We start from the raw sequence: 21,106 nt of genomic DNA on the forward strand, positions 1-21,106 counted from the left end.
ATGCCAAATACTGCAAACAGAATGAACACAGGTTCAAAAGCAAATCCCACCAAGGTCGTCACAGGCATTGTGCGTTTGTCCTACGCCAACGTCTGGGAGCCAAAGAGCATCAACGGAGGCGCAGAGAAATACAGCGTCTCGCTCATCATTCCTAAATCCGATACCAAGACCATTGATGCAATTAACAAAGCGGTGAACGCCGCCATTGAAGAAGGCCGTGGGAAATTCGGCGGAAAAATCCCTAATAGGTCAGCGCTCAAATTGCCGCTACGTGACGGAGATATCGACCGTCCAGATGATGAGGCGTATGCAGACAGCTATTTTGTAAATGCCAATTCCAATTCCGCGCCGGAGATCGTAGACAAGTCCCTGAACCCCATCATGATCCGTTCTGAGGTTTATTCCGGAGTTTATGCGAGGGTCAGTATCAACTTCTATGCCTTCAATTCCAATGGCAATCGTGGTATCGCCTGCGGCCTGGGCAACATCCAGAAAGTTCGCGATGGTGAGCCACTTGGTGGCAAGAACAGCGCAGCAGACGATTTCGCTTCAGATTACGATGGCGATGACTTCCTTGGATAAGGAAAACCAACAATATGACGGATTGGGCGGCGGGATTCCTTGCCGCTCTTTTCCGCTACGGAGAGAATATGAAGACACTATCAATCGATATTGAGACGTATTCTAGCGCCGATCTAGCCAAATGCGGTGTGTACAAATACTCGGAGTCCCCAGACTTCGACATTCTTTTGTTCGGTTATTCAATAGATGGCGGTGAAGTAAAGGTCATAGACCTTGCCAGCGGCGAAACCCTGCCGGATGAGATCATCCAAGCATTAACGGATGAACATGTTGTAAAATGGGCCTTCAACGCTCAGTTTGAGCGGGTCTGTCTTTCCCGCTGGCTTAAACGGCTGGGTATCACCCCGGACCAGGGTAATCCAGAGAGCCCATTTCTCAACCCTTCATCGTGGCGCTGCTCCATGGTCTGGTCGGCATACATGGGTCTGCCGCTTTCGCTGGAAGGCGCTGGCATGGTGCTGGGGCTGGAAAAGCAAAAGCTCAAGGAAGGGAAAGAACTGATCCGCTATTTCTCTATGCCCTGTAAACCTTCAAAGGCTAACGGTGGACATGAACGCAACCTACCTTCCGATGCTAAGGATAAGTGGGAGCAGTACAAGGTCTACAATTCCCGCGATGTAGAGACTGAGATCGAGATCCAGGCAAAACTTCGCAAGTTTCCCGTACCCGACTTTGAGTGGCAAAATTATATTCTCGATCAGGAGATCAACGACCGAGGCATCAGGCTGGACATGGATCTGGTTAAGGAAGCCATCCGCTTTGATAACCGGGCAAAAAACGAACTGACCCACTTGATGCATCAGATCACTGCCCTAGAGAACCCCAACTCGGTCGCTCAGATGAAGGTATGGCTCTCTGAGCAAGGGCTGGAGACCGACACGCTGGGAAAAGCTGCGGTAAAAGAGCTTCTAAAGACTGCACCAGAGCCACTGGGAAAGGTGCTGGAACTGAGGCAGTTATTGGCTAAAAGCAGCGTTAAAAAATACACGGCGATGCAGAATGCAGTCTGTTCAGATGGCAGGGTTCGAGGCCTTTTGCAGTTTTATGGTGCGAACCGCACCGGTCGCTGGGCCGGGAGACTCGTGCAGGTGCAAAATTTGCCCCAGAACCATCTGCCCGATTTAGACCATGCAAGGCAGATCGTAAAATCCAGCGACTACGAGATACTGGAAACCCTCTACGATGCCGTGCCAGATGTGTTGTCGGAACTCATCCGGACCGCCTTTATACCGAAACCCGGTCATCAATTCATCGCAGCTGACTTTTCGGCGATCGAAGCCCGTGTTATTGCGTGGCTCGCTGGGGAGACCTGGCGAAACGAGGTGTTTGCTACCCACGGGCGGATCTATGAAGCATCAGCTAGTCAGATGTTCCACGTGCCCATCGATGAAATCACTAAGGGTAGCCCCTTGCGACAAAAAGGTAAAATTGCAGAGCTCGCCCTCGGTTTTGGCGGGTCGGTTGGTGCGCTGAAAGCCATGGGCGCGCTTGATATGGGTGTCGGTGAAGATGAACTGCAGCCGCTGGTCAACATATGGCGTGCAGCGAATCCAAACATAGTCCGGTTTTGGTGGGACGTGGACAAAGCTGCCATGACAGCTGTCCGGGAGCGTACTGCCACAGATACCCACGGGATTCGCTTTGAATGCAGAAGCGGGATGCTGTTTGTGACGCTTCCTTCAGGCAGATGTCTCTCTTATGTAAAGCCGAAGATAGGCCAGAATCGATTTGGGAACGATGCGGTGACTTACGAAGGTGTGGGTGCAACGAAAAAATGGGAACGCATCGAAACCTACGGTCCGAAGCTGGTGGAGAACATCGTCCAGGCTGTTTCCCGTGACATTCTCTGTCATGCACTTCAGATGTTTCGGAACTCTGAAATTGTCATGCACGTCCATGACGAGATCGTGATCGAAGCTGACATGCGAGTGTCAGTGGAAGCTCTCTGCGAGCAAATGAGCAGGGTCCCGTCTTGGGCAAAAGGGCTTTTACTTCGTTCCGATGGTTTTGTGTGCTCATTTTATAAAAAAGATTGAGGAACTTATTAAATTGACCGTCCGAAACTGTCCTTTCTCCTGGCTTAAAGCGAAGGCCAAACTAAAATCTTCGCGCCTTCAGAAAGGACGGTTCTTTTATGAACAATTTACAGGTTTTCTCCTACGAGGGAAAGGAAGTCAGAACAATTCAGAGGAATGGCGAGCCGTGGTGGGTGCTGAAGGACGTGTGCGATGTGCTGGATCTAAGTAATCCCAGCATGATTGCAGACAGGCTTGAAGAGGATGAACGGCAAAAAGTTGACCCTAAACATTACTTAGGGTCGCAGAGCAACACTCCTATTACCATAATCAGCGAGAGCGGGCTTTACAGTGTTATTCTGCTTTCACGAAAACCTGAAGCGCGGAAATTCAAACGCTGGGTCACCCACGAAGTCCTGCCATCCATCCGACAGCATGGGGCATATATCACCTCTAAAAAGCTGGAAGAAATCATGAACGACCCCGATGCCTGGATCAAGGTACTGACCGCACTAAAGGAAGAACGCCAGGCGAAGGAACAACTCCAGCTTCAGGCTGCAGTGGACAGGCCGAAAGTGGTCTTTGCCGATGCGGTGTCGGTATCGGATGGAACAATTCTCATTGGCGAGCTTGCCAAAATCCTGAAAGGCAACGGAATTGAGATTGGACAGAATCGTCTATTTGAGCGGCTTAGGCAGGATGGCTTTCTGATTAAGCGCAAGGGTACCGACTACAATGCACCAACTCAGAAGGCTATGGAACTGGGACTGTTCAAGGTCAAAGAAACAGCCATTACACATTCAGATGGTCATGTCACCATCTCCAAGACCACCAAGGTTACGGGCAAGGGCCAGCAGTATTTCGTTAACTATTTCTTAAGCGGAGGTGGCGGCAATGGACAGATTTAATGCTGAACACTACCCCGATCCCACGGCTGCCGATGCACTGGCTGCCGTGGTTCGTGAGGGAAAAGCAAAGACACGAAAACCCTGCGTGTTCATCTGCTCGCCATTTGCTGGGGATATCGCAGGAAACACGATGAGAGCCATTCGGTACATGCGGTTTGCAGTGGTGAGTGGCGCGATTCCCTTCGCGCCCCACCTGCTTTATCCGCAGGTGCTGGACGAAGATGATCCTTCCGAGCGTGAGCTAGGGTTGTCCTTCGGGATGGTCTGGCTCGGCAAGTGCGACGAACTATGGGTGTTCGGCCGCCATATATCCAGTGGTATGGAACGGGAGATCGCGAAGGCAAAAAAGCGTGGAATACCCATCCGCCGTTTCAGCGATGTCTGTGAGGAGGTTTTCGAATGAAGATAGCAATCGGCAACAGCCGGATGGATAAAAAGCGGAAGAACAAGGATATCGCCTGGCTAGCCTTTAAAGATACGGCTCGCACCACGAAGCGTACGACTGAGACGGTGTCTGAGTATCGCAAGATGACAAAGGCACGCCAGGATTCCATAAAAGACATCGGCGGTTTCGTGGGCGGGGCATTACGGGAAGGCAAGCGCAGAAACGGTAATGTGCTTTGCCGATCCATGCTCACGCTGGACATGGACTACGCTACGCCCGATACCTGGGCGCAGATTGACTCCCTCTACGATTGGGCCTGCTGCCTGTATTCCACCCACAAGCATACACCGGAGGCTCCACGTCTTCGACTGGTTATCCCACTAGCCCGCGAGGTTAGTGAGGATGAGTATCCGGCACTGGGACGTATGGTGGCCAAAGAAATCGGCATTGATATGTTTGATGATACCACCTATGAGCCCTCCCGCCTGATGTACTGGCCTTCCACGTCATCGGACGGAGATTTTGTGTTCCATGAAAAGGACGGTGTTCTGCTTGATCCTGATAGCTACCTTTCAAAGTACGCCGACTGGCGGGATACTTCCATGTGGCCGACCTCAAAACGGCAATCGGAAGTTATCCAGCGTGTCTTGAAGCAACAGAAAGACCCGCTCGAAAAAAGTGGTGTGGTCGGTGCTTTCTGCAGGGCTTATCCCATAGAGGACGCCATCGCAGTGTTTTTGTCCGATGTCTACGAACCCTCCGCGATGGAAGGCCGGTTTGACTATATCCCAGCCGACTCCAGTGCCGGGGTGGTTATCTACGGAGGTAAGTTTGCTTATTCACACCACGCCACGGATCCGGTCTACGGGAAGCTGCTGAACGCTTTTGATTTGGTGCGGCTTCATAAATATCCTGATCTCGATGAAAAGTCATCGTTCAAAGCGATGTCCGAATTTGCGGTTAAAGATGCGCGGGTAAAGGCGCAGTTTGCCCAGGAACGAAAAGTCCAGATTGAAGAGGAGTTTTCAGATGACGAGGACTGGCAAGGCCGGCTTGAGCTTGAAAAGAACGGCAAGATCAAGGACACCCTTTCCAATATTTCCACCATTCTGCGGTTTGATCCGGCGCTGCAGACAATCGTATTCAACCAGTTTAAAAACTTGATCGAAGTGGTAGGCGAACTACCGTGGCCGCAAGTTAAGCCAGGTTGGAGCGATACCGACTTGGCTTGTGCCAAGCTGTATTTTGAGCGCACCTATGGGATTTGGTCACCGACCAAGTTCAAAGACGCGCTTCTTGGCGTGGTTTCAGTAGAGCGGCTCTATCATCCGGTCAAGGAATACCTCGGTTCGCTCCAATGGGACGGGATCGAACGGCTCGACACGCTGCTCATTGACTATCTGGGCGCAGAGGAAACTCCCTATGTCCGTGCGGTCACACGGAAAACGCTGGTGGCTGCGGTTGCCCGCATTTACAGACCCGGCATAAAGTTTGACTCCATCCTCGTCCTAAACGGCTCTCAAGGCATCGGCAAATCCACGCTATTTGCTAGGCTGGGCGGTCAGTGGTACTCTGACTCACTCTCCATCTCTGATATGAAGGATAAGACCGCACCAGAGAAGCTGCAGGGCTACTGGATACTGGAGCTTGGCGAACTGGCGGGCATCAAGAAGATGGACGTGGAGACGGTGAAGTCGTTCATCACACGAACCGATGATAAGTATCGCCAGTCTTATGGCGTGTCGGTGGAAAGCCACCCGCGCTCCTGCATTATTGTTGGCACCACTAACTCTGACGGTGGGTTCCTCCGGGATATTACCGGCAATCGCCGGTTCTGGCCGGTGCGTGTCATAGGTCATGGCAAATATCATGCGTGGGAGCTCACCGAGGTCGACCAGATCTGGGCCGAGGCCGTAGAACGCTATAAGGTTGGTGAGGAGCTTTTCCTCAAAGGGGCTTTGGCTGAAGAAGCGGTCTCGCAGCAGCGGGATGCTATGGAAAGCGACGATCGCGAAGGTTTGGTGGATGAGTATCTTGACGCTTTACTTCCTGAAGACTGGGACAAGATGGACCTTTATCAGCGACGCAATTTCCTGTCCGGCAGCGAGTTCGGCGGTGAAACCCGAGTCGGAACGGAGCGCCGGCAACAGGTTTGCGTTATGGAAATCTGGTGTGAGTGCTTTGGCAAAAGCCGTGAAACTATCAAAAAGGGCGATTCTTATGAAATTGAGAGTATCTTGGGCAAGATCGGTGGCTGGGTAAAATTCACGGGCAACAAGACTGGCAAAAAGCATGTACCGCTTTATGGCCCTCAGCGTGTATTCGTTCGCTCTGAAAGTGAGGTGCAGGCATATGCCGATGATGCCCATAACGAGTAAAGCACACAAGGTGGGCAAAGTCGCGAGCCCTTTATTCAGCAGGCTTCTTACCGTGCTTGTTCCCATTGTGCCGATAACTCATCTATTCAATGTTGTAGTTATTAGTAATAAGGAAGTAATAGGCACGTATATGCGCGTATACGCGCGTAATAGTTTAAAACGCTTGGGCATGAACATCGGCACAAGGAGGTTCTTATGCGCGAGAAATTGACTGAACAGAAACTTGTCCGGGCAGTCAAAGCAGCCGGTGGAATCGCCGTGAAGTTTGTATCGCCTGGTTACGATGGAATGCCTGATCGCATTGTGTTGCTTCCTGGAGGGAAGATGGCGTTTGTTGAGGTTAAAGCGATGGGATGTAAACCACGCCCATTGCAGATCAGTAGGCATGTGATGCTTCGGAGACTGGGTTTTTTGGTATATGTCATGGATGATGAAGAGCAGATTGGAGGGATACTCGATGAAATACGAACCACATGAATATCAGGTTTTTGCCACAGAGTATATCCTCCAGAATCCTGTTGCTGCAATCCTCCTTGATATGGGTCTTGGCAAGTCGGTGATAACACTGACGGCCATCTTTGACCTGACACTGGACAGTTTTCTTGTCCGTAAGGTTTTAGTCATAGCTCCGTTGCGAGTAGCCCGGGATACTTGGCCTGCTGAAATCGAGAAATGGGATCATCTGTATGGCCTGAAATACACCGTTGCTGTCGGGAATGAAAAAGAGCGGAAGTCTGCGATGATGCAAAAAGCTCAGGTTTATCTTATCAACCGTGAAAACGTGGAATGGCTGGTCACAAAAAGCGGGCTTCCTTTTGACTTCGATATGGTTGTGGTCGATGAATTGTCGTCCTTTAAGTCTCATCAGGCCAAGCGATTTAGGAGTCTTCTAAAAGTGCGGCCCGGTGTGAAGCGAATTGTGGGGCTTACGGGAACGCCCTCAAGTAATGGCCTTATGGATCTGTGGGCCGAATTCAGACTTCTAGACATGGGTCAGAGGCTTGGACGGTTTATCGGAGACTTCCGCTCCACCTACTTTGTTCCCGACAAACGAAATGCCCAGGTAGTGTTTTCCTATAAGCCGAGACCCGGTGCGGAGGAAGCTATCTACCGCCTGATTTCGGATATAACGATTTCCATGAAGGGCAGTGATTATCTGAAATTACCGGAACTGGTGATAAACGAAGTCCCTGTCCAGATGTCGGCGTCTGAGGAGGAGCACTACCAGACCATGAAGGATGAGATGGTATTGTCCTTAAAAGGTAAGGAAATCGATGCAGCTAATGCGGCTGCCCTCTCCGGGAAACTGCTACAGATGGCCAATGGCGCAGTCTATGACGAGAATCATGGAGTCGCCCATCTACATGATCGCAAGCTGGACGTACTGGAGGATCTGATTGAGGCGGCCAACGGAAAACCGGTTCTGATCGCCTACTGGTTCAAACATGACCTCCAGCGAATACTCGAGCGGTTTCCTGCAAAACAGCTGGATTCGACGGAGAGCATCCGCCTGTGGAACGCAGGTAAAATTCCCATTGCTGTGATTCATCCTGCTTCGGCGGGTCACGGCCTGAACCTGCAGGCAGGTGGTTCAACCCTCGTTTGGTTTTCACTAACCTGGAGCCTGGAACTCTACCAGCAGACGAATGCCAGGCTCTGGCGGCAGGGACAGAAAGATACTGTAGTCATTCACCATCTCATGGCCAAGGGCACGATTGACGAACAAGTCATGAAAGCCCTCATGCTAAAAGATAAAACCCAGACTGCACTGATTGAAGCGGTCAGGGCCAACTTGAAGAAGGAGGCTGTCGCATGATTGCACTGAAATACATCAACAAGAACGCCGCTACCGTAGCCGCCATCCGCGACTATGAAAACATGCGGTTTATCATCAACAACACCCCACAGGAAATCAAGGATGTGTACGAGCAGATGATATCGCCAAGAAGCCCGAAGCTCTCAGGAATGCCTTCAATAAGGAATCCACAGGCTGGGACAGATAAATTGGCAGCCCAGATAGATAAGCTGGACATTCTGCGAGAGCGTTACAGCCTGGCCATCGAATACATGGCTTGGTTCGAGCCTGCGTGGGCGAACCTGACGGATGCCGAGCAGCACGTCCTTTCGGAGTTCTATATGACGGATAACCGAAAATCTGGCGCGACCTATCGCTTAATGAACGAACTTAATTACAGCGAAAGCCATATTGAGCGCCTTCGATCGAATGCCCTAAACCATCTTCGGAGCCTTCTATACTGTTGATTCATAAATACTATCACTTTCTATTGTAGAAATAAAAATACTACAAAATACTATTTACAAGTAAATATAGAAATGATATAGTAAGCCCAAGAAAGGCAATAGTATTTTTGGAGGTGTTCAGAATGGCAAAGGTTGAAATCAATATCGATGATGCAACCCTACATGAAGCAGAGAAAATTCTGCATTCCCTCGGAATGAATACGGAGATTGCGGTTAGTATTTTTCTGAGGAGAGTTGCCCTGGAAAAGGGATTACCGATGACGATGGCCGGAACAGTGTCAAAGCGATCAGAACCAGAAATCACCGAGGATTTCGAGGACTCTTTTGAAGACGATTCAAAAGCTTCTACACGCAGCAACAGCAGGATTACCACTGCGATGGTTGATGAAGTGTGGCTTGCATTCTTAAGGCATATCGAAGGGTCCGGTGAAATCAATCCACTCAGCACTGAGGTGTCCGTGAAGACAGGAATGAACCGAGGCAGCGCCTTCATTTATTTGACGGTTCTTGCTAATCTGGTTAATGGCGATCCCAACACACGCGTTTTGAAATATAAGGACCTAGAGTATTTGATGGGAAAAATAAAAACAGAGCTGGGAGAAAGCAAGTATCAAAAAGCACTTAAGTCCCTGATAGCTTCTGTTCCCTATTGGCAGGAAAAAATTCCTGGAGCCTTTGCAGATAAAGTTGAGGCGTACTGCAAGAAGTATCTTGGATTATAACTGTTTGAGATTTAATTATATTGGCAAATTTGCTAAAATCGATTTATAAAAAATAAATAATGGAGGCCTCACATGAAGTTTAAGAATGAAGATGATATAAAAAAAGTGCTAGAGATTGATTCATGGAAAAACCTTTCAAAAGATAAGATGATTAGATTTGCAGCAATGATGCCTGATATGGATAAAGAAGTTGCTTTTAAGATAATAGAGAAACTTCCTGAGTTTACAAAATTTGCAACTGATGCGTTGGATGTAATGGAAAAGGAGCACAAATCATCTTTAACTGCAAATAAGGAAAGTCAGGATAATGTTCATAATGCCTATCATGAGATTAGGGAGATCTTAAAGGGTGAGCTAGAGAAGGAGAATCAAGACGCGGAATATAGAAAGCATATTGTTGATAGCATTATGGAAACAGGCAAAAAAGAGTTTGATAAAGATTCAGAGAACAAAAAATTTATTGATGGATTGTTTAGTAAAGGTGCTTTGGGAATTGCCGGACTTGTACTTACTGCAGTAGTTTTTGTTGGAGGGAAAGTGCTTTTGCAACGTAATGACGAGTCGTAACAATGGGTACTAATGAGGGAATTCCGAGGGAGTCTTTGCCTAAAGACACTGTATAATAATAGTATCGAAAGCTATATCAAGAGCCTTCGCGGAAATAAAAACCGCGGGGGCTTTTTGCATGCCAAAACGAGGTGATCCCAGTGCCCTACAAACCCAAACGGCCGTGCTCTAACCCTGGCTGTCCAAGGCTAACGTCTGGACGGTTTTGTGAGAAGCATCATCAAGAGACCGAAAAAGAATATAACCGTCAACGTGGCTCTGCTGCTTCTCGAGGGTATGACAGCCGTTGGCGAAAAGCCAGGGAACGTTATCTAAAAGCTCATCCTCTTTGTGTTCTGTGTGAGCAGGAAGGTAAACTCACTCCGGCTAATGTCGTTGACCATATTAAGCCCCACAAAGGAAATAAGGAACTGTTCTGGGATGAGAGTAACTGGCAGAGCTTATGCAAAGCATGTCACGACAGCAAGACGGCTCAAAACGATGGACGCTGGGCAATTAAAAGCAATAAAGCGTCTACTTAGAAAGACGCTTTATTGTTTGACTACTTTTTCTTGTGTTTAGTTTCATCAACAATTTGTATTTTCCGCCCAGGTGCAGACGTTGGTGGTACTTTTTTTCCTTGTACTAAGGTTACTTCTGTTTTACTTGGATTACCGCCTCTTGGGCCAACTTCAATTCCTTGCCCGGATAATGGAGATTTTGTCCCAGGGGTAAGTGGTTTAATATTTTTCTTAGGCATTCCATCACCTCCCTTCCTAAGGAAAATCTACCATGAGTACTAAAAGAGTTGTCAAGAGAAAAATACAATTTTGATAAAATATTTTGTTAACTTGCATTTAACTAGGCAGTGGGGGGGTATAAATCCTCCCGACCGCTTGAAAGGGGACCGGGCGGGGGGTCACGCGCGCAAAAATGCCGGTTCAAACGGGGGATTAACCCGCCACAGCGAAAAAAGGAGATGACGGCGCGTGGCAAAAGACGGAACTAACAGGGGCGGAAGACGTGTTCGCGCTGGCGATAAGCCACAGCCCCTGGCAGATAAAATTATAAAAGGCAAAGCCGCAAAGATCTTGGAGGTACCGGACCTGCATCCAGAATCCATTCTGGAAGCTGAGGATTTAGACGGTGCCTCCGATCTTTATGGAGAAGATATGCCTGCGCCGAGTGATTACCTTAGCGCCAGGCAGAAGGACGGTAAGCCGCTGGGTGCTGATGCGCTCTTCATCGAATCGTGGCGTTGGCTCAAGGATCGCGGGTGTGAGAAGTTCGTTAACCCAAGGCTCATCGAAGCGTATGCCCAGGCGTTCACCCGTTATATTCAATGCGAGGAAGCCATCAGTATTTATGGCCTTCTAGGCAAGCATCCCACAACGGGCGGGGCGATAACCAGCCCTTTCGTGCAGATGAGCCAGTCCTTCCAGAAACAGGCCAATCTACTCTGGTATGAAATCTTCGACATCGTTAAGCAAAACAGCACCACAGCCTTTGTGAGCAATCCGCAGGACGACATTATGGAAGCACTGTTAACAGGCAGGAAAGGACGGTAACGCTACATGAATACATCGGAGCGTTTTGAAAAAGTAAATATAGACAGGCTGGTTCCGTATGCCAGGAACGCCCGCACCCACAGCAAGGAGCAAATACTCCAGCTTCGGGCATCTCTTCGGGAGTTTGGCTTCGTCAACCCGGTCATCGTCGATAAGGATCTAAACATCATAGCTGGTCACGGCAGAATCCTGGCCGCCAAGGAAGAGGGTATTACAGAGGTTCCCTGCGTGTTTGCCGAGCACCTTACCGAAGCACAAAAGCGCGCCTACATCATTGCCGATAACCGACTTGCTTTGAATGCGGGTTGGGATGCTGAGATACTTTCGGTGGAGATTGCTGATCTGCAAGGTGCAGATTTTGATATCTCACTCCTCGGTTTCGACAACGCTGAACTCAATAAGCTGTTGGGCGGTTTGGAAGATGTCAAAGACGACAATTTTGACGTGGACGCAGAGCTAAAGAAGCCTGCTATTACTAAAGCAGGGGACCTATGGCTACTTGGTAAGCATCGCATGGTCTGTGGCGATAGCACGAAATCGGGAACATTTGAACTGCTCATGGACGGGAAGCAGGCCAACCTTACAGTCACCGACCCACCTTACAACGTCAACTATGAAGGCACTGCCGGGAAAATCAAGAACGACAACATGGCAGCCGACAAGTTCTACCAGTTTCTGCTGGACGCATTCACTCTTACCGAAAAGGTTATGGCACGGGATGCCAGCATCTATGTGTTCCATGCCGATACCGAAGGGCTGAACTTCCGCAAGGCCTTTTCTGACGCCGGATTCTATTTGTCCGGCACCTGCATTTGGAAGAAGCAGTCACTGGTTCTGGGGCGTTCTCCGTATCAGTGGCAGCATGAACCGGTTTTGTTTGGTTGGAAGAAAGCCGGCAAGCATGCTTGGTATTCTGATCGCAAGCAGTCCACCATTTGGGAGTTCGACAAACCGAAAAAGAACACCGATCACCCGACGATGAAACCGGTCCCGCTCATCGCTTATCCGATCGTTAACAGTTCCATGACAGGCTGCATTGTCCTCGATCCCTTCGGAGGCAGTGGCTCCACCTTGATCGCCTGTGAGCAGACTGATCGGATCAGCTACACCGCGGAAATGGAAGAAAAGTTCTGCGATGTCATTGTGAAAAGATTCATCGAGCAGGTTGGTTCGGACAAGGATGTCTATCTCATTCGAGACGGTGAAAAGGTCCATTTTTCAGATGTTAAAGTGCTTGCAGAAGCGTAGTTATTTCACGGGTTGGAATATGGGTGTTGCTTCGTAATGCTGAAAAACAAAGACTTTTGTCATTCAAATAACTTGCTATTCCACAGCTTCTGAGTGATATATGTACTCACAAAGAAGCAAAGGAGGCTTACAAATATGGAACTCAAGTATAACGTGACGGGTGTAAGGCGAAAAGAGATGGTTTCTGCTATTTGCGAACTTGTGGGTGAACCGCTGAACTACAAGGGCGCGCCCACTTTCGCCTATGAAGTCGGCGATTTTTCTATCGACAAAAACGGGACGCTTAGCTACCCTGTCGAACTGGACAGTGAATTGGTGAAGAAGGTCATGGAGGGTCTATCAGAAAGGGGCTTTGATTTTGTGGAATCCGAGACATCAGACCAATTGATCATCGAAATGCCGCTGGAGGGTTTTACTGAGGATGGGCTTACCAATCTTGAAAAGCTGATTGCCAGCAAAGCAAACCTTATTAAGAAGGCCATTGGTGCAGATGCACTTCCCATCGAAAGGACGGAGAACACACTCAAATTCCCCTGGTTCAAACTCCCTGCTGAAAGTGATGAGGTGGCTGCCTACTCCCGATTCATTGGCGCGCTTTGTGCGGCGGCCAAGGAACAAAAGAGGGTCACCGCTCGCGAAAAGGAAGTCGACAACGAAAAATTCGCCTTTCGGGTATTCCTCATTCGGCTGGGCTTCGTGGGCGATGATTATAAGGCAGCGAGAAAAATTTTGCTTAACAATTTGAGCGGTAACTCGGCTTTCAAGAACGGCCGACCGATGAAGGCAGAAGAGGATGATCACCCCGAAAGTGAGGTGCGCCATGAATAAATTTCCTTCCAAGGAAACCGTCGATCGGCTTCGAAAGCAGTATCCACACGGCTGCCGGGTTGAACTGGTGCGGATGAACGACCCCTATTCCAAGCTGAAGCCCGGTGACAAGGGTACCGTGGATTTCGTGGATGATACCGGTACAATTTTCTGCGACTGGGACAGTGGCTCTACTCTTGGTGTAGTGTACGGTGAAGATAACGTGAAACGCCGGTAAAGATATGCAGCGGTGAAGGCGGTCTATGAAAAGCTGTTGAAAATGTACAACCAAACAAGAACTCCTACGAAATAAGGCAAAGGGCTTCGATTCAGAGGCTCTTTTCTTTGCCCATTTTTCCTGAAAGGAGGGCTAAGAGGCAATGCGGAAATTGGAAAAGTATAAACCGACGGCCTTCATGGCCGGGGGCAGTATCTATAACCAAGCTGCCGCAGACTATGCGGTCGCATTCATCGAAGCCCTCTCCCACACCAAGGGAAACTGGGCAGGCAAACCTTTTGAACTGATCGACTGGCAGGAACAGATCGTCCGGGATGTATTCGGTATTATGAAACCAAATGGGTATCGCCAGTTCAATACAGCATACGTGGAGATCCCTAAGAAAATGGGTAAGAGTGAATTGGCCGCTGCCATTGCGTTGCTCTTGACTTGCGGTGATGGTGAGGAACGCGCTGAAGTGTACGGATGCGCGGCCGATCGTCAGCAGGCGTCCATCGTCTTTGAGGTTGCAGCTGACATGGTGCGTATGTGTCCAGCACTCAATCGTCGGGTAAAAATTCTGGCTTCGACCAAGAGAATCGTGTACCTGCCGACAAACAGCTTCTATCAGGTGCTCTCTGCCGAAGCCTACTCAAAACACGGCTTCAACATCCACGGTGTGGTCTTTGACGAACTGCATACACAGCCAAACCGGAAGCTCTTTGATGTCATGACAAAGGGCTCTGGTGATGCCAGGACACAACCGCTGTATTTTCTAATCACTACTGCCGGTACGGATACACAGAGTATCTGCTACGAAACGCATCAGAAAGCCCTTGATCTTTTGGAAGGCAGGAAATCTGATCCTACTTTCTATCCAGTGATCTACGGCGCAAAAGAAGATGACGACTGGACAGACCCCAAGGTATGGAAAAAAGCCAATCCCAGCCTCGGAATTACGGTCAGCATCGATAAAGTGAAAGCGGCGTGTGAATCGGCAAAGCAAAACCCTGCCGAGGAGAACAGTTTCCGGCAACTCAGGCTAAACCAATGGGTCAAACAGGCAGTGCGTTGGATGCCAATGGTGAAATGGGATGCTTGTGCCTTTCCTGTTTCCGCTGAAGAACTGGAAGGACGCATCTGCTATGGTGGACTGGATCTATCGTCTACCACAGACATTACAGCCTTTGTGCTGGTCTTTCCTTCAATGAATGAAAGCGACAAGTTTCAGGTCCTTCCATTCTTTTGGATGCCGGAAGACAACATCGACCTGCGGGTGCGTCGTGATCATGTGCAGTACGATCTCTGGGAGAAGCAGGGTTTTCTGATGACCACTGATGGAAACGTGGTCCACTACGGATACATCGAGAAGTTCATCGAAAGCCTTGGTGAACGGTATAACATCCGGGAGATTGCTTTTGACCGCTGGGGTGCTGTGCAGATGACTCAGAACCTTGAAAACCTTGGGTTTACTGTTGTCCCTTTTGGTCAAGGCTTTAAGGATATGAGCCCTCCTACCAAAGAACTGATGAAGTTAACCTTAGAAGGAAAACTGGCACATGGTGGACATCCTGTTTTAAGGTGGATGATGGATAATATCTTTGTTAAAACAGATCCTGCGGGTAATATAAAACCCGATAAAGAAAAAAGCACCGAACGTATTGACGGTGCTGTGGCTTTGATTATGGCATTGGACAGAGCACTCCGGCATTTGGATAACGGGAGTATTTATGAAAAGCGTGGGCTGTTAATACTTTAAAAAATAGTTTTGCTAGAGATGGAGAACTTCTAATAAACAGTTGTAGGAAAATGTAAAGGACAGCCCCTAAACAAATTCAGTTAGGGTTAAATTAGCCCTAGCAAATGCCATATCAATAATTAACTTTTTAAAGAATTTATTTTTCGACAGATTATTACATCCTTCTTTATATAAATAGTGATATATTATGGGCAGGGGACAGCCTATTCTAACCAATTTTACCAAACTAGTCCTCTAATACAGGTGCGATATAGCGGAGGAAATAGGGGACATGTATTATATTCCCAAAAGGATTATAAATTCTCTTGCTAAAGTGAAGAAGATCAAAATTCGCGGTGAATCAATAGATAAAGTAATCGAGGAATTAGAGAAAGAAGGACTCACTAATACACTTGAATATCTTGATGAACAATTCCGGTTCGCTGAGGCGACTAAGGCATTAACGGTTTGCAAGCCCGAACGAAGTTTCCCTGAATCAGCTAACACGGCAGAAAAGTTTGTTAATAAACTGATTAAGGAAAAGAAAATTACTCAAGGTCAAGTAGGAACCTTGTGGGAATGTAGGTATAGTTCCAAGATAAAGCTATGTGGGATCATTCAAGATGGATCAGATGTGTTTATTAAGAATGGTTGAAGAAAAAATCGGAACTAGAAAACGCGGATGGAGAAACGTTAAAGAGCCTTATGCACATATTGCTTCAGCTGTAGTCCATTTCAGTGATCGAGTAGTAGAATTAAGATGTGGTTATCCTGAAAGACACCACTACTTGTCTTTTATTAAGGATTTACTCGGATTTCCTGCCAATATGAAGAATGAAGAATGGGCATGGTTGACATCTGTCACAAAAGAAGAGGCCAAGAGAATTTCTGAACTCCTCTCCGCAAATTTGTCTTCTTCTCATATTGCTATACCTAGCACTGTTGGTAGTGTGCGCTTTAATGGAATAAAGGATGTTGATTTAAGGGAAGACAAAGTCTTTAATGAAATATTAAGGTTAATTAATAGCCAATTGAGTCTATCAACGGATGAAACTCTGGATGAAACATGTACAATAAAATTTACTGATCCCATTAGTAAGATTGATTTTCATGTTGTTTTCGAAATAAATATTCTGAGCGGCGGTTTTAAATTTCTTTCAGGTAGCGTATCGGAAAAGGTTATAGAACATATTCTTGAAGCATTTATTAAAGTATACGTCGAAAGACATAGCCAGGAAAAAGTAGCTAAAGAAGAAGTCGTTAATGCACAGAAAGAAATTGCGGTAGGCGAAGGAAGTTTTGAAAGGAGTGTTTAAAATGTTGCCCTATGTTGAAATCGATGAACTTTTACAACAGTGGGCGCTTAATAATTCTCCAATTATTGATTTCACGGTGAGTAATGTACTAACCGCCATTGGTCTGGGTAAAAGTTTTTATTCGGAGACGTTCAATTATCTTCTATCAAGATCTCCATACTGTTTAAACCCTTATAAAATTTTGTTTTGTCCGAATAACCATAAAGGTGAAGCGTTTCCATTAAATGAATATTTAGATCCGGATGAGTATTTTACTTGTCACAATTGTGGGGTAGAGTATCAAGCCGATGCAGATAGAATGTTTGTTGCTTTCCGTTTTAACGAGGATTATCGGCAGCAACTAAAAAAAAACGGACAAGTTGCCTAATGATGGTAATGGCTTAGTTGCTTCCTTTTCTGGTGAAAAACCTATTAGTCAACTACCAGAGGCAGGGGTGGCAATACATGTAAATGAAGGGGGAGTGGTTAAAATCGATGGTCGACATATGAACATTACGGGCAATGTCACTGGAAGCGCAGTAAACATGGGAGAACATGTGAGTCAAACCGTTACTTGGGGAGCACAAGAAATTCAAGCATATGAAAAATTTTTAAGTGAGATAAAAACAATCCCCGGACTTAAATTAGATGAAATACAGGATGCTACAGAAATCTTAGGAGACCTTAAAAAGAAAAGCGAAGAGGGAACATTGAGAACTAGCTTTCTTCAGAAAATGTGGGATCAATTGCCTAAGACAATCATGATGCTAGAAAGTGCCGTAAAAGTTTATAACACCTTGAATCCATCATAAGGAAAGGGCTCCGAACTTGAAAATGTTCAGAGCCTTCTTTGTTAGGTAGTTTTCTGATACTGCGTCACTTTTGCATTTTGAGAAGGCTTTTGAAGGCTAATTTTAGCCTGTGCCAAACGGCATGGGCTGTTTTTATGCCCTTGTAAGAAAGTTGAAGCTGAGGAGGTGATAATAATTGCGTTTCTTACAACGAGTAAAATTATTCTTTGGTCAAAGCTTTGATGATTATATCCAGCGTTTCCTAACCGGAGAAGATGTTCCGGATATCAACCACCCAGGCCAGGTTGACTCCCAAACAGCCATGAAGTACACGGCTGTTTTTGCTTGTGTAAGGGTTCTTTCCGAAACGCTCGCCGGTACCCCTGTCATGCTTTATCGAAAGAAAAAGAATGGCGATCGAGAAACAAGAAACGACCTCGCTGCTTATGACGTACTGCATAATCAACCTAACGAGGAAATGTCCCCCTTCAACTATAAGGAAGTTGCTATGGTTTCTCTTAACCTCGGTGGCAACTCTGTTAGTCAAAAGTTAGTGAATAAATATGGTGAACTCATTGGCCTATACCCCTATGAATGGTCAAAGGTCAACATCACCCGGGATCCAACTACAAGCCGCTTAATGTATAAAATCCGGGATGGGACGAAGCAACTGGATATGCCCAGGGGTCAGGTCTTTCACATTGCGGGGCTCAGCATGGATGGGGTCATTGGGCTATCTCCCATTGAGTACGTTTCTTCGGCAATCCGCCTGGGTCTTTCGTATGAACTCTTCGGGGTCAACTTCTATAAAAATGGAGCTAACTCTTCAGGGGTTATTGAATATCCGGGCGCTCTAGCGGATCAAGCATATGAGCGTTTGAAGAAGGATTTTGCCAAGAGTTATCAGGGGCTGGCCAATACCGGAAAGCCGATCATCTTAGAAGGAGGGGCCAAGTTTAGTCAGCTCACGATTAAGCCAGCTGATGCGCAGCTAATCGAAAGCAAGAAATTTCAGCTTGAAGATATTGCCCGGATTTATCGAGTACCGCTCCATTTGATCCAAAATCTTGACCGGGCGACAAACAATAATATTGAGCATCAGAGTCTGGAGTTTGTAATGTACACGATGCTCCCCTGGTTCAAACGCTGGGAAGAAAATATCAATATGCAACTCTTAACCCCGCTGGAACGAAAAGCGGGGTTTTATATTGAGTTCAAAATAGACAACCTTTTGCGAGGGGATGCTCAAAGCCGGGCGACAGCCTATGCCACGGGCAGACAGTGGGGTTGGCTTAGCGTTAATGATATCCGCAAACTCGAGAATATGCCGCCCATCCCAAATGGGGATATTTACTTGACTCCTTCGAATATGATCGAAGCCGGAACTCAAAAAGTCCAGGATGAAACAAAAGCTCTAGCCGAGGATATCTACAAATTAATCATAGAAAGAGGTGAGAGGAGTGTCTAAACAAAATAAGAAGTTTTGGCAGTTCCGGGCCAAAAAGGATATCGGAACCGAGGAAGGAGAGCTTCTGCTTTACGGGGATATTTCCAGCTCTACCTGGTGGGGCGATGAAGTGACCCCCAAAGCTTTTAAACAAGACCTCGATGACCTTGGAGATATCAGCACCTTAAATATCTATATCAACAGCGGCGGTGGAGATGTTTTTGCCGGACAAGCGATTTACTCCATGCTCAAACGCCATAAGGCTACAAAGAAGGTTTATGTGGATGGCTTAGCCGCAAGTATTGCCTCCGTCATTGCCATGGCGGGTGATATCGTGTATATGCCGCAAAACGCCATGATTATGATTCACAAAGCCTGGACCTTCGGTTTAGGAAACGCCAACGACTTTAGGAAACTCGCTGATGACATGGACAAAATTGATGAAAGCATTTTAGTCACCTATGAAACCAAAACAGGACTAGGGAAAGACAAGATCATCGATATGGTAAATGCTGAAACGTGGATGACCGCTGAGGAAGCGGTCACTTTAGGTTTTGCCGATGAAATTGAAAAGAATAAACAACTAGCGGCTTCCTTGAACCAGGGACAACTCTTAATGAATGGCATGACCTTTGATCTAAGTCGTTACCGCAACCCACCGAAGCCCAATGGCCAGCCCATTACAGAGAGACCCGAGGTGTTGAACGAAGGAAGTACCTTATCAGCTGCTAATGAAGAGCGGATTAGGCAAGCCAGTACCTTGCTATCAGAAGTTCTCGAGCAGATGAGCAAAAATAACACTTCGGAAAAAGACCATACCATCCCGATAGAAAACCGGCTCATGCCGGTTAATTTATTTGCTGCCCAAATCCAAATCAATAGGAGGCGATTAGCCCATGTTTAAAGCCCTGCTTAAAAAGAAAATTGATGCCCAACAAGCCCTTATTCAGACCGCAATGGATGCGGAAAGAGGGCTGACGGCTGAAGAACAAGCCCGATTCGATGCCCTGCAAACAGAAATTGACGATCTGGAAAAGACTCTCGCTGCTCAAAAAGCCGTAGAGGACCGGCAAACTGGGATGAACACCCCGGTCAATCCGCCGATATATGCTCAACCTAAATCGAAGGATGAGAAAAAGTTTTCAACCTTCGGGGAACAATTACGAGCCGTTGTTGAAGCGGCAAAGCCGGGCGGGTCTATCGATTCCCGGCTTTCCATCAGAGCTGCTTCCGGGCTCAATGAGTCCGTGGGTAGTGACGGAGGCTTTTTAGTTGAAGAAGACTTCACCAAGGAACTTCTTAAGCGAACCTATGATACCGGCATTTTGGCCAGCAAGTGTAACAAAATCCCTCTAAGCACTGCAGCCAACTCCATGAAGATTAACGGCATCGATGAAACCAGCCGGAAGAATGGATCCCGTTGGGGCGGCATTCAAGCCTACTGGGAAGGTGAGGCCGATGCCTTGGCCGGAAGCAAACCCAAGTTCAGACAAATGGAGCTAAATCTTCGCAAACTCACTGGACTCTGCTATGCCACGGATGAACTGTTGTCGGATGCTTCTGCTCTTGAAGCCGTGATTATGCAAGGGTTTTCTGAGGAGTTCGGGTTCAAAGTGGATGATGCCATCATCAACGGATCCGGTGCCGGCATGCCACAAGGGATACTAAACAGCAAAGCGTTAGTTACCGTATCTAAAGAAGCTGGACAAGCAGCCGGTACTATTAATGTGCAAAACGTGGTGAATATGTGGTCACGCTGCTGGGGCAGGTCACGGCAAAATGCGGCCTGGTATATTAACCAGGATATCGAGCCCCAGCTTTTCACCATGTCTTTGGCTGTCGGCACCGGTGGGATTCCGGTTTACATGCCGGCGAGCGGTGTTTCCGGTTCACCCTACAGTACCTTGTTTGGCCGTCCAGTCATTCCTTTGGAGCAATGTGAAACCTTAGGTACATTAGGAGATATTATCCTGGCCGACTTTTCACAGTATCTGCTGATCGACAAAGGAGGGATCAATGCGGCGTCTTCCATCCATGTGCGCTTTCTCTATGACGAGAACGTGTTCCGCTTTATCTATCGGGTAGACGGACAGCCGGTCTGGAATGCACCGCTGCAGCCATTTAAAGGTTCAAATACCTTGAGCCCTTTTGTGGCTCTGGCAACCAGATCCTAATCTGACTGAAACGGAGGTAATAA

Annotated in this window: 24 protein-coding genes; 23 read left to right on the forward strand and 1 reads right to left on the reverse strand. The window is 47.5% G+C overall.

Features of this window, described 5'->3' with window-relative positions:
- From ACYQ2N_RS19930 to ACYQ2N_RS19980, 11 genes are all read left to right on the forward strand, one after another.
- Nucleotides 1–582, forward strand: coding sequence for a DUF2815 family protein (locus tag ACYQ2N_RS19930; protein ID WP_460001167.1), 582 nt, complete (start codon nt 1–3; stop codon nt 580–582).
- 68 nt (nt 583–650) lie between these two features.
- Entirely contained in the window at nt 651–2,618 is a 1,968-nt protein-coding gene (locus ACYQ2N_RS19935) for a DNA polymerase (RefSeq protein WP_460001765.1), read from the forward strand.
- Nucleotides 2,619–2,716: 98 nt separating this feature from the next.
- The gene (locus tag ACYQ2N_RS19940) at nt 2,717–3,505 is read left to right on the forward strand and encodes a phage antirepressor (RefSeq protein WP_460001168.1); all 789 of its coding nucleotides are present in this window, start codon (nt 2,717–2,719) and stop codon (nt 3,503–3,505) included.
- A complete protein-coding gene (locus ACYQ2N_RS19945) occupies nt 3,492–3,908 on the forward strand; it encodes a DUF7768 domain-containing protein (protein WP_460001169.1) in 417 nt (138 codons plus the stop codon). The genes ACYQ2N_RS19940 and ACYQ2N_RS19945 overlap by 14 nt, the downstream gene beginning before the upstream one ends.
- Complete coding sequence (locus tag ACYQ2N_RS19950) at nt 3,905–6,268, forward strand: virulence-associated E family protein (protein ID WP_460001170.1); 2,364 nt, start codon at nt 3,905–3,907, stop codon at nt 6,266–6,268. The genes ACYQ2N_RS19945 and ACYQ2N_RS19950 overlap by 4 nt, the downstream gene beginning before the upstream one ends.
- 195 nt (nt 6,269–6,463) lie before the next feature.
- On the forward strand, nt 6,464–6,745 hold the full coding sequence (locus ACYQ2N_RS19955) for a VRR-NUC domain-containing protein (RefSeq protein WP_459999535.1): 282 nt from the start codon (nt 6,464–6,466) through the stop codon (nt 6,743–6,745).
- Nucleotides 6,726–8,084, forward strand: a complete 1,359-nt coding sequence (locus tag ACYQ2N_RS19960) for an SNF2-related protein (protein WP_460001171.1) — start codon at nt 6,726–6,728, stop codon at nt 8,082–8,084. The genes ACYQ2N_RS19955 and ACYQ2N_RS19960 overlap by 20 nt, the downstream gene beginning before the upstream one ends.
- Nucleotides 8,081–8,530 (forward strand): sigma-70 family RNA polymerase sigma factor, encoded by a 450-nt coding sequence (locus ACYQ2N_RS19965; RefSeq protein WP_460001172.1) that lies wholly within the window; start codon nt 8,081–8,083, stop codon nt 8,528–8,530. The genes ACYQ2N_RS19960 and ACYQ2N_RS19965 overlap by 4 nt, the downstream gene beginning before the upstream one ends.
- A 122-nt stretch (nt 8,531–8,652) precedes the next feature.
- Nucleotides 8,653–9,252, forward strand: coding sequence for a hypothetical protein (locus ACYQ2N_RS19970; RefSeq protein ID WP_460001173.1), 600 nt, complete (start codon nt 8,653–8,655; stop codon nt 9,250–9,252).
- A gap of 72 nt (nt 9,253–9,324) precedes the next feature.
- On the forward strand, nt 9,325–9,819 hold the full coding sequence (locus tag ACYQ2N_RS19975; protein ID WP_460001174.1) for a hypothetical protein: 495 nt from the start codon (nt 9,325–9,327) through the stop codon (nt 9,817–9,819).
- Nucleotides 9,820–9,959: 140 nt separating this feature from the next.
- Nucleotides 9,960–10,340 (forward strand): HNH endonuclease, encoded by a 381-nt coding sequence (locus ACYQ2N_RS19980; RefSeq protein ID WP_460001175.1) that lies wholly within the window; start codon nt 9,960–9,962, stop codon nt 10,338–10,340.
- Nucleotides 10,341–10,360: 20 nt separating this feature from the next.
- Here ACYQ2N_RS19980 and ACYQ2N_RS19985 read toward each other — a convergent pair whose 3' ends face one another.
- A complete protein-coding gene (locus ACYQ2N_RS19985) occupies nt 10,361–10,558 on the reverse strand; it encodes a hypothetical protein (RefSeq protein WP_460001176.1) in 198 nt (65 codons plus the stop codon).
- A 229-nt stretch (nt 10,559–10,787) separates the two neighbouring features.
- Between ACYQ2N_RS19985 and ACYQ2N_RS19990 the strand changes: the two genes are divergently transcribed.
- The 12 genes from ACYQ2N_RS19990 (at nt 10,788) to ACYQ2N_RS20045 (ending at nt 21,083) form a co-directional block, all read left to right on the forward strand.
- Entirely contained in the window at nt 10,788–11,366 is a 579-nt protein-coding gene (locus ACYQ2N_RS19990) for a P27 family phage terminase small subunit (protein ID WP_460001177.1), read from the forward strand.
- A gap of 6 nt (nt 11,367–11,372) precedes the next feature.
- Nucleotides 11,373–12,614, forward strand: coding sequence for a site-specific DNA-methyltransferase (locus ACYQ2N_RS19995; RefSeq protein ID WP_460001178.1), 1,242 nt, complete (start codon nt 11,373–11,375; stop codon nt 12,612–12,614).
- Nucleotides 12,615–12,749: 135 nt separating this feature from the next.
- Nucleotides 12,750–13,442: a virulence protein gene (locus ACYQ2N_RS20000; RefSeq protein ID WP_460001179.1), complete on the forward strand. Its 693-nt coding sequence runs from the start codon at nt 12,750–12,752 to the stop codon at nt 13,440–13,442.
- A complete protein-coding gene (locus tag ACYQ2N_RS20005; RefSeq protein WP_460001180.1) occupies nt 13,435–13,659 on the forward strand; it encodes a DUF4314 domain-containing protein in 225 nt (74 codons plus the stop codon). The genes ACYQ2N_RS20000 and ACYQ2N_RS20005 overlap by 8 nt, the downstream gene beginning before the upstream one ends.
- A gap of 142 nt (nt 13,660–13,801) precedes the next feature.
- Nucleotides 13,802–15,397, forward strand: a complete 1,596-nt coding sequence (locus ACYQ2N_RS20010; protein ID WP_460001181.1) for a terminase large subunit — start codon at nt 13,802–13,804, stop codon at nt 15,395–15,397.
- A 271-nt stretch (nt 15,398–15,668) separates the two neighbouring features.
- On the forward strand, nt 15,669–16,031 hold the full coding sequence (locus ACYQ2N_RS20015; RefSeq protein ID WP_460001183.1) for a hypothetical protein: 363 nt from the start codon (nt 15,669–15,671) through the stop codon (nt 16,029–16,031).
- Complete coding sequence (locus ACYQ2N_RS20020) at nt 16,024–16,692, forward strand: hypothetical protein (RefSeq protein WP_460001184.1); 669 nt, start codon at nt 16,024–16,026, stop codon at nt 16,690–16,692. The genes ACYQ2N_RS20015 and ACYQ2N_RS20020 overlap by 8 nt, the downstream gene beginning before the upstream one ends.
- 1 nt (nt 16,693) lies before the next feature.
- Nucleotides 16,694–17,059, forward strand: a complete 366-nt coding sequence (locus ACYQ2N_RS20025) for a hypothetical protein (protein WP_460001185.1) — start codon at nt 16,694–16,696, stop codon at nt 17,057–17,059.
- Complete coding sequence (locus tag ACYQ2N_RS20030; RefSeq protein WP_460001186.1) at nt 17,052–17,483, forward strand: hypothetical protein; 432 nt, start codon at nt 17,052–17,054, stop codon at nt 17,481–17,483. Before ACYQ2N_RS20025 ends, ACYQ2N_RS20030 begins: the two co-directional genes overlap by 8 nt.
- A 175-nt stretch (nt 17,484–17,658) precedes the next feature.
- Complete coding sequence (locus tag ACYQ2N_RS20035) at nt 17,659–18,930, forward strand: phage portal protein (protein WP_460001188.1); 1,272 nt, start codon at nt 17,659–17,661, stop codon at nt 18,928–18,930.
- On the forward strand, nt 18,923–19,813 hold the full coding sequence (locus tag ACYQ2N_RS20040) for a head maturation protease, ClpP-related (protein WP_460001190.1): 891 nt from the start codon (nt 18,923–18,925) through the stop codon (nt 19,811–19,813). Before ACYQ2N_RS20035 ends, ACYQ2N_RS20040 begins: the two co-directional genes overlap by 8 nt.
- Nucleotides 19,806–21,083: a phage major capsid protein gene (locus ACYQ2N_RS20045; RefSeq protein ID WP_460001191.1), complete on the forward strand. Its 1,278-nt coding sequence runs from the start codon at nt 19,806–19,808 to the stop codon at nt 21,081–21,083. The genes ACYQ2N_RS20040 and ACYQ2N_RS20045 overlap by 8 nt, the downstream gene beginning before the upstream one ends.
- Nucleotides 21,084–21,106 lie beyond the last annotated feature (23 nt).

It is taken from the genome of Paradesulfitobacterium aromaticivorans (genome assembly GCF_054657415.1).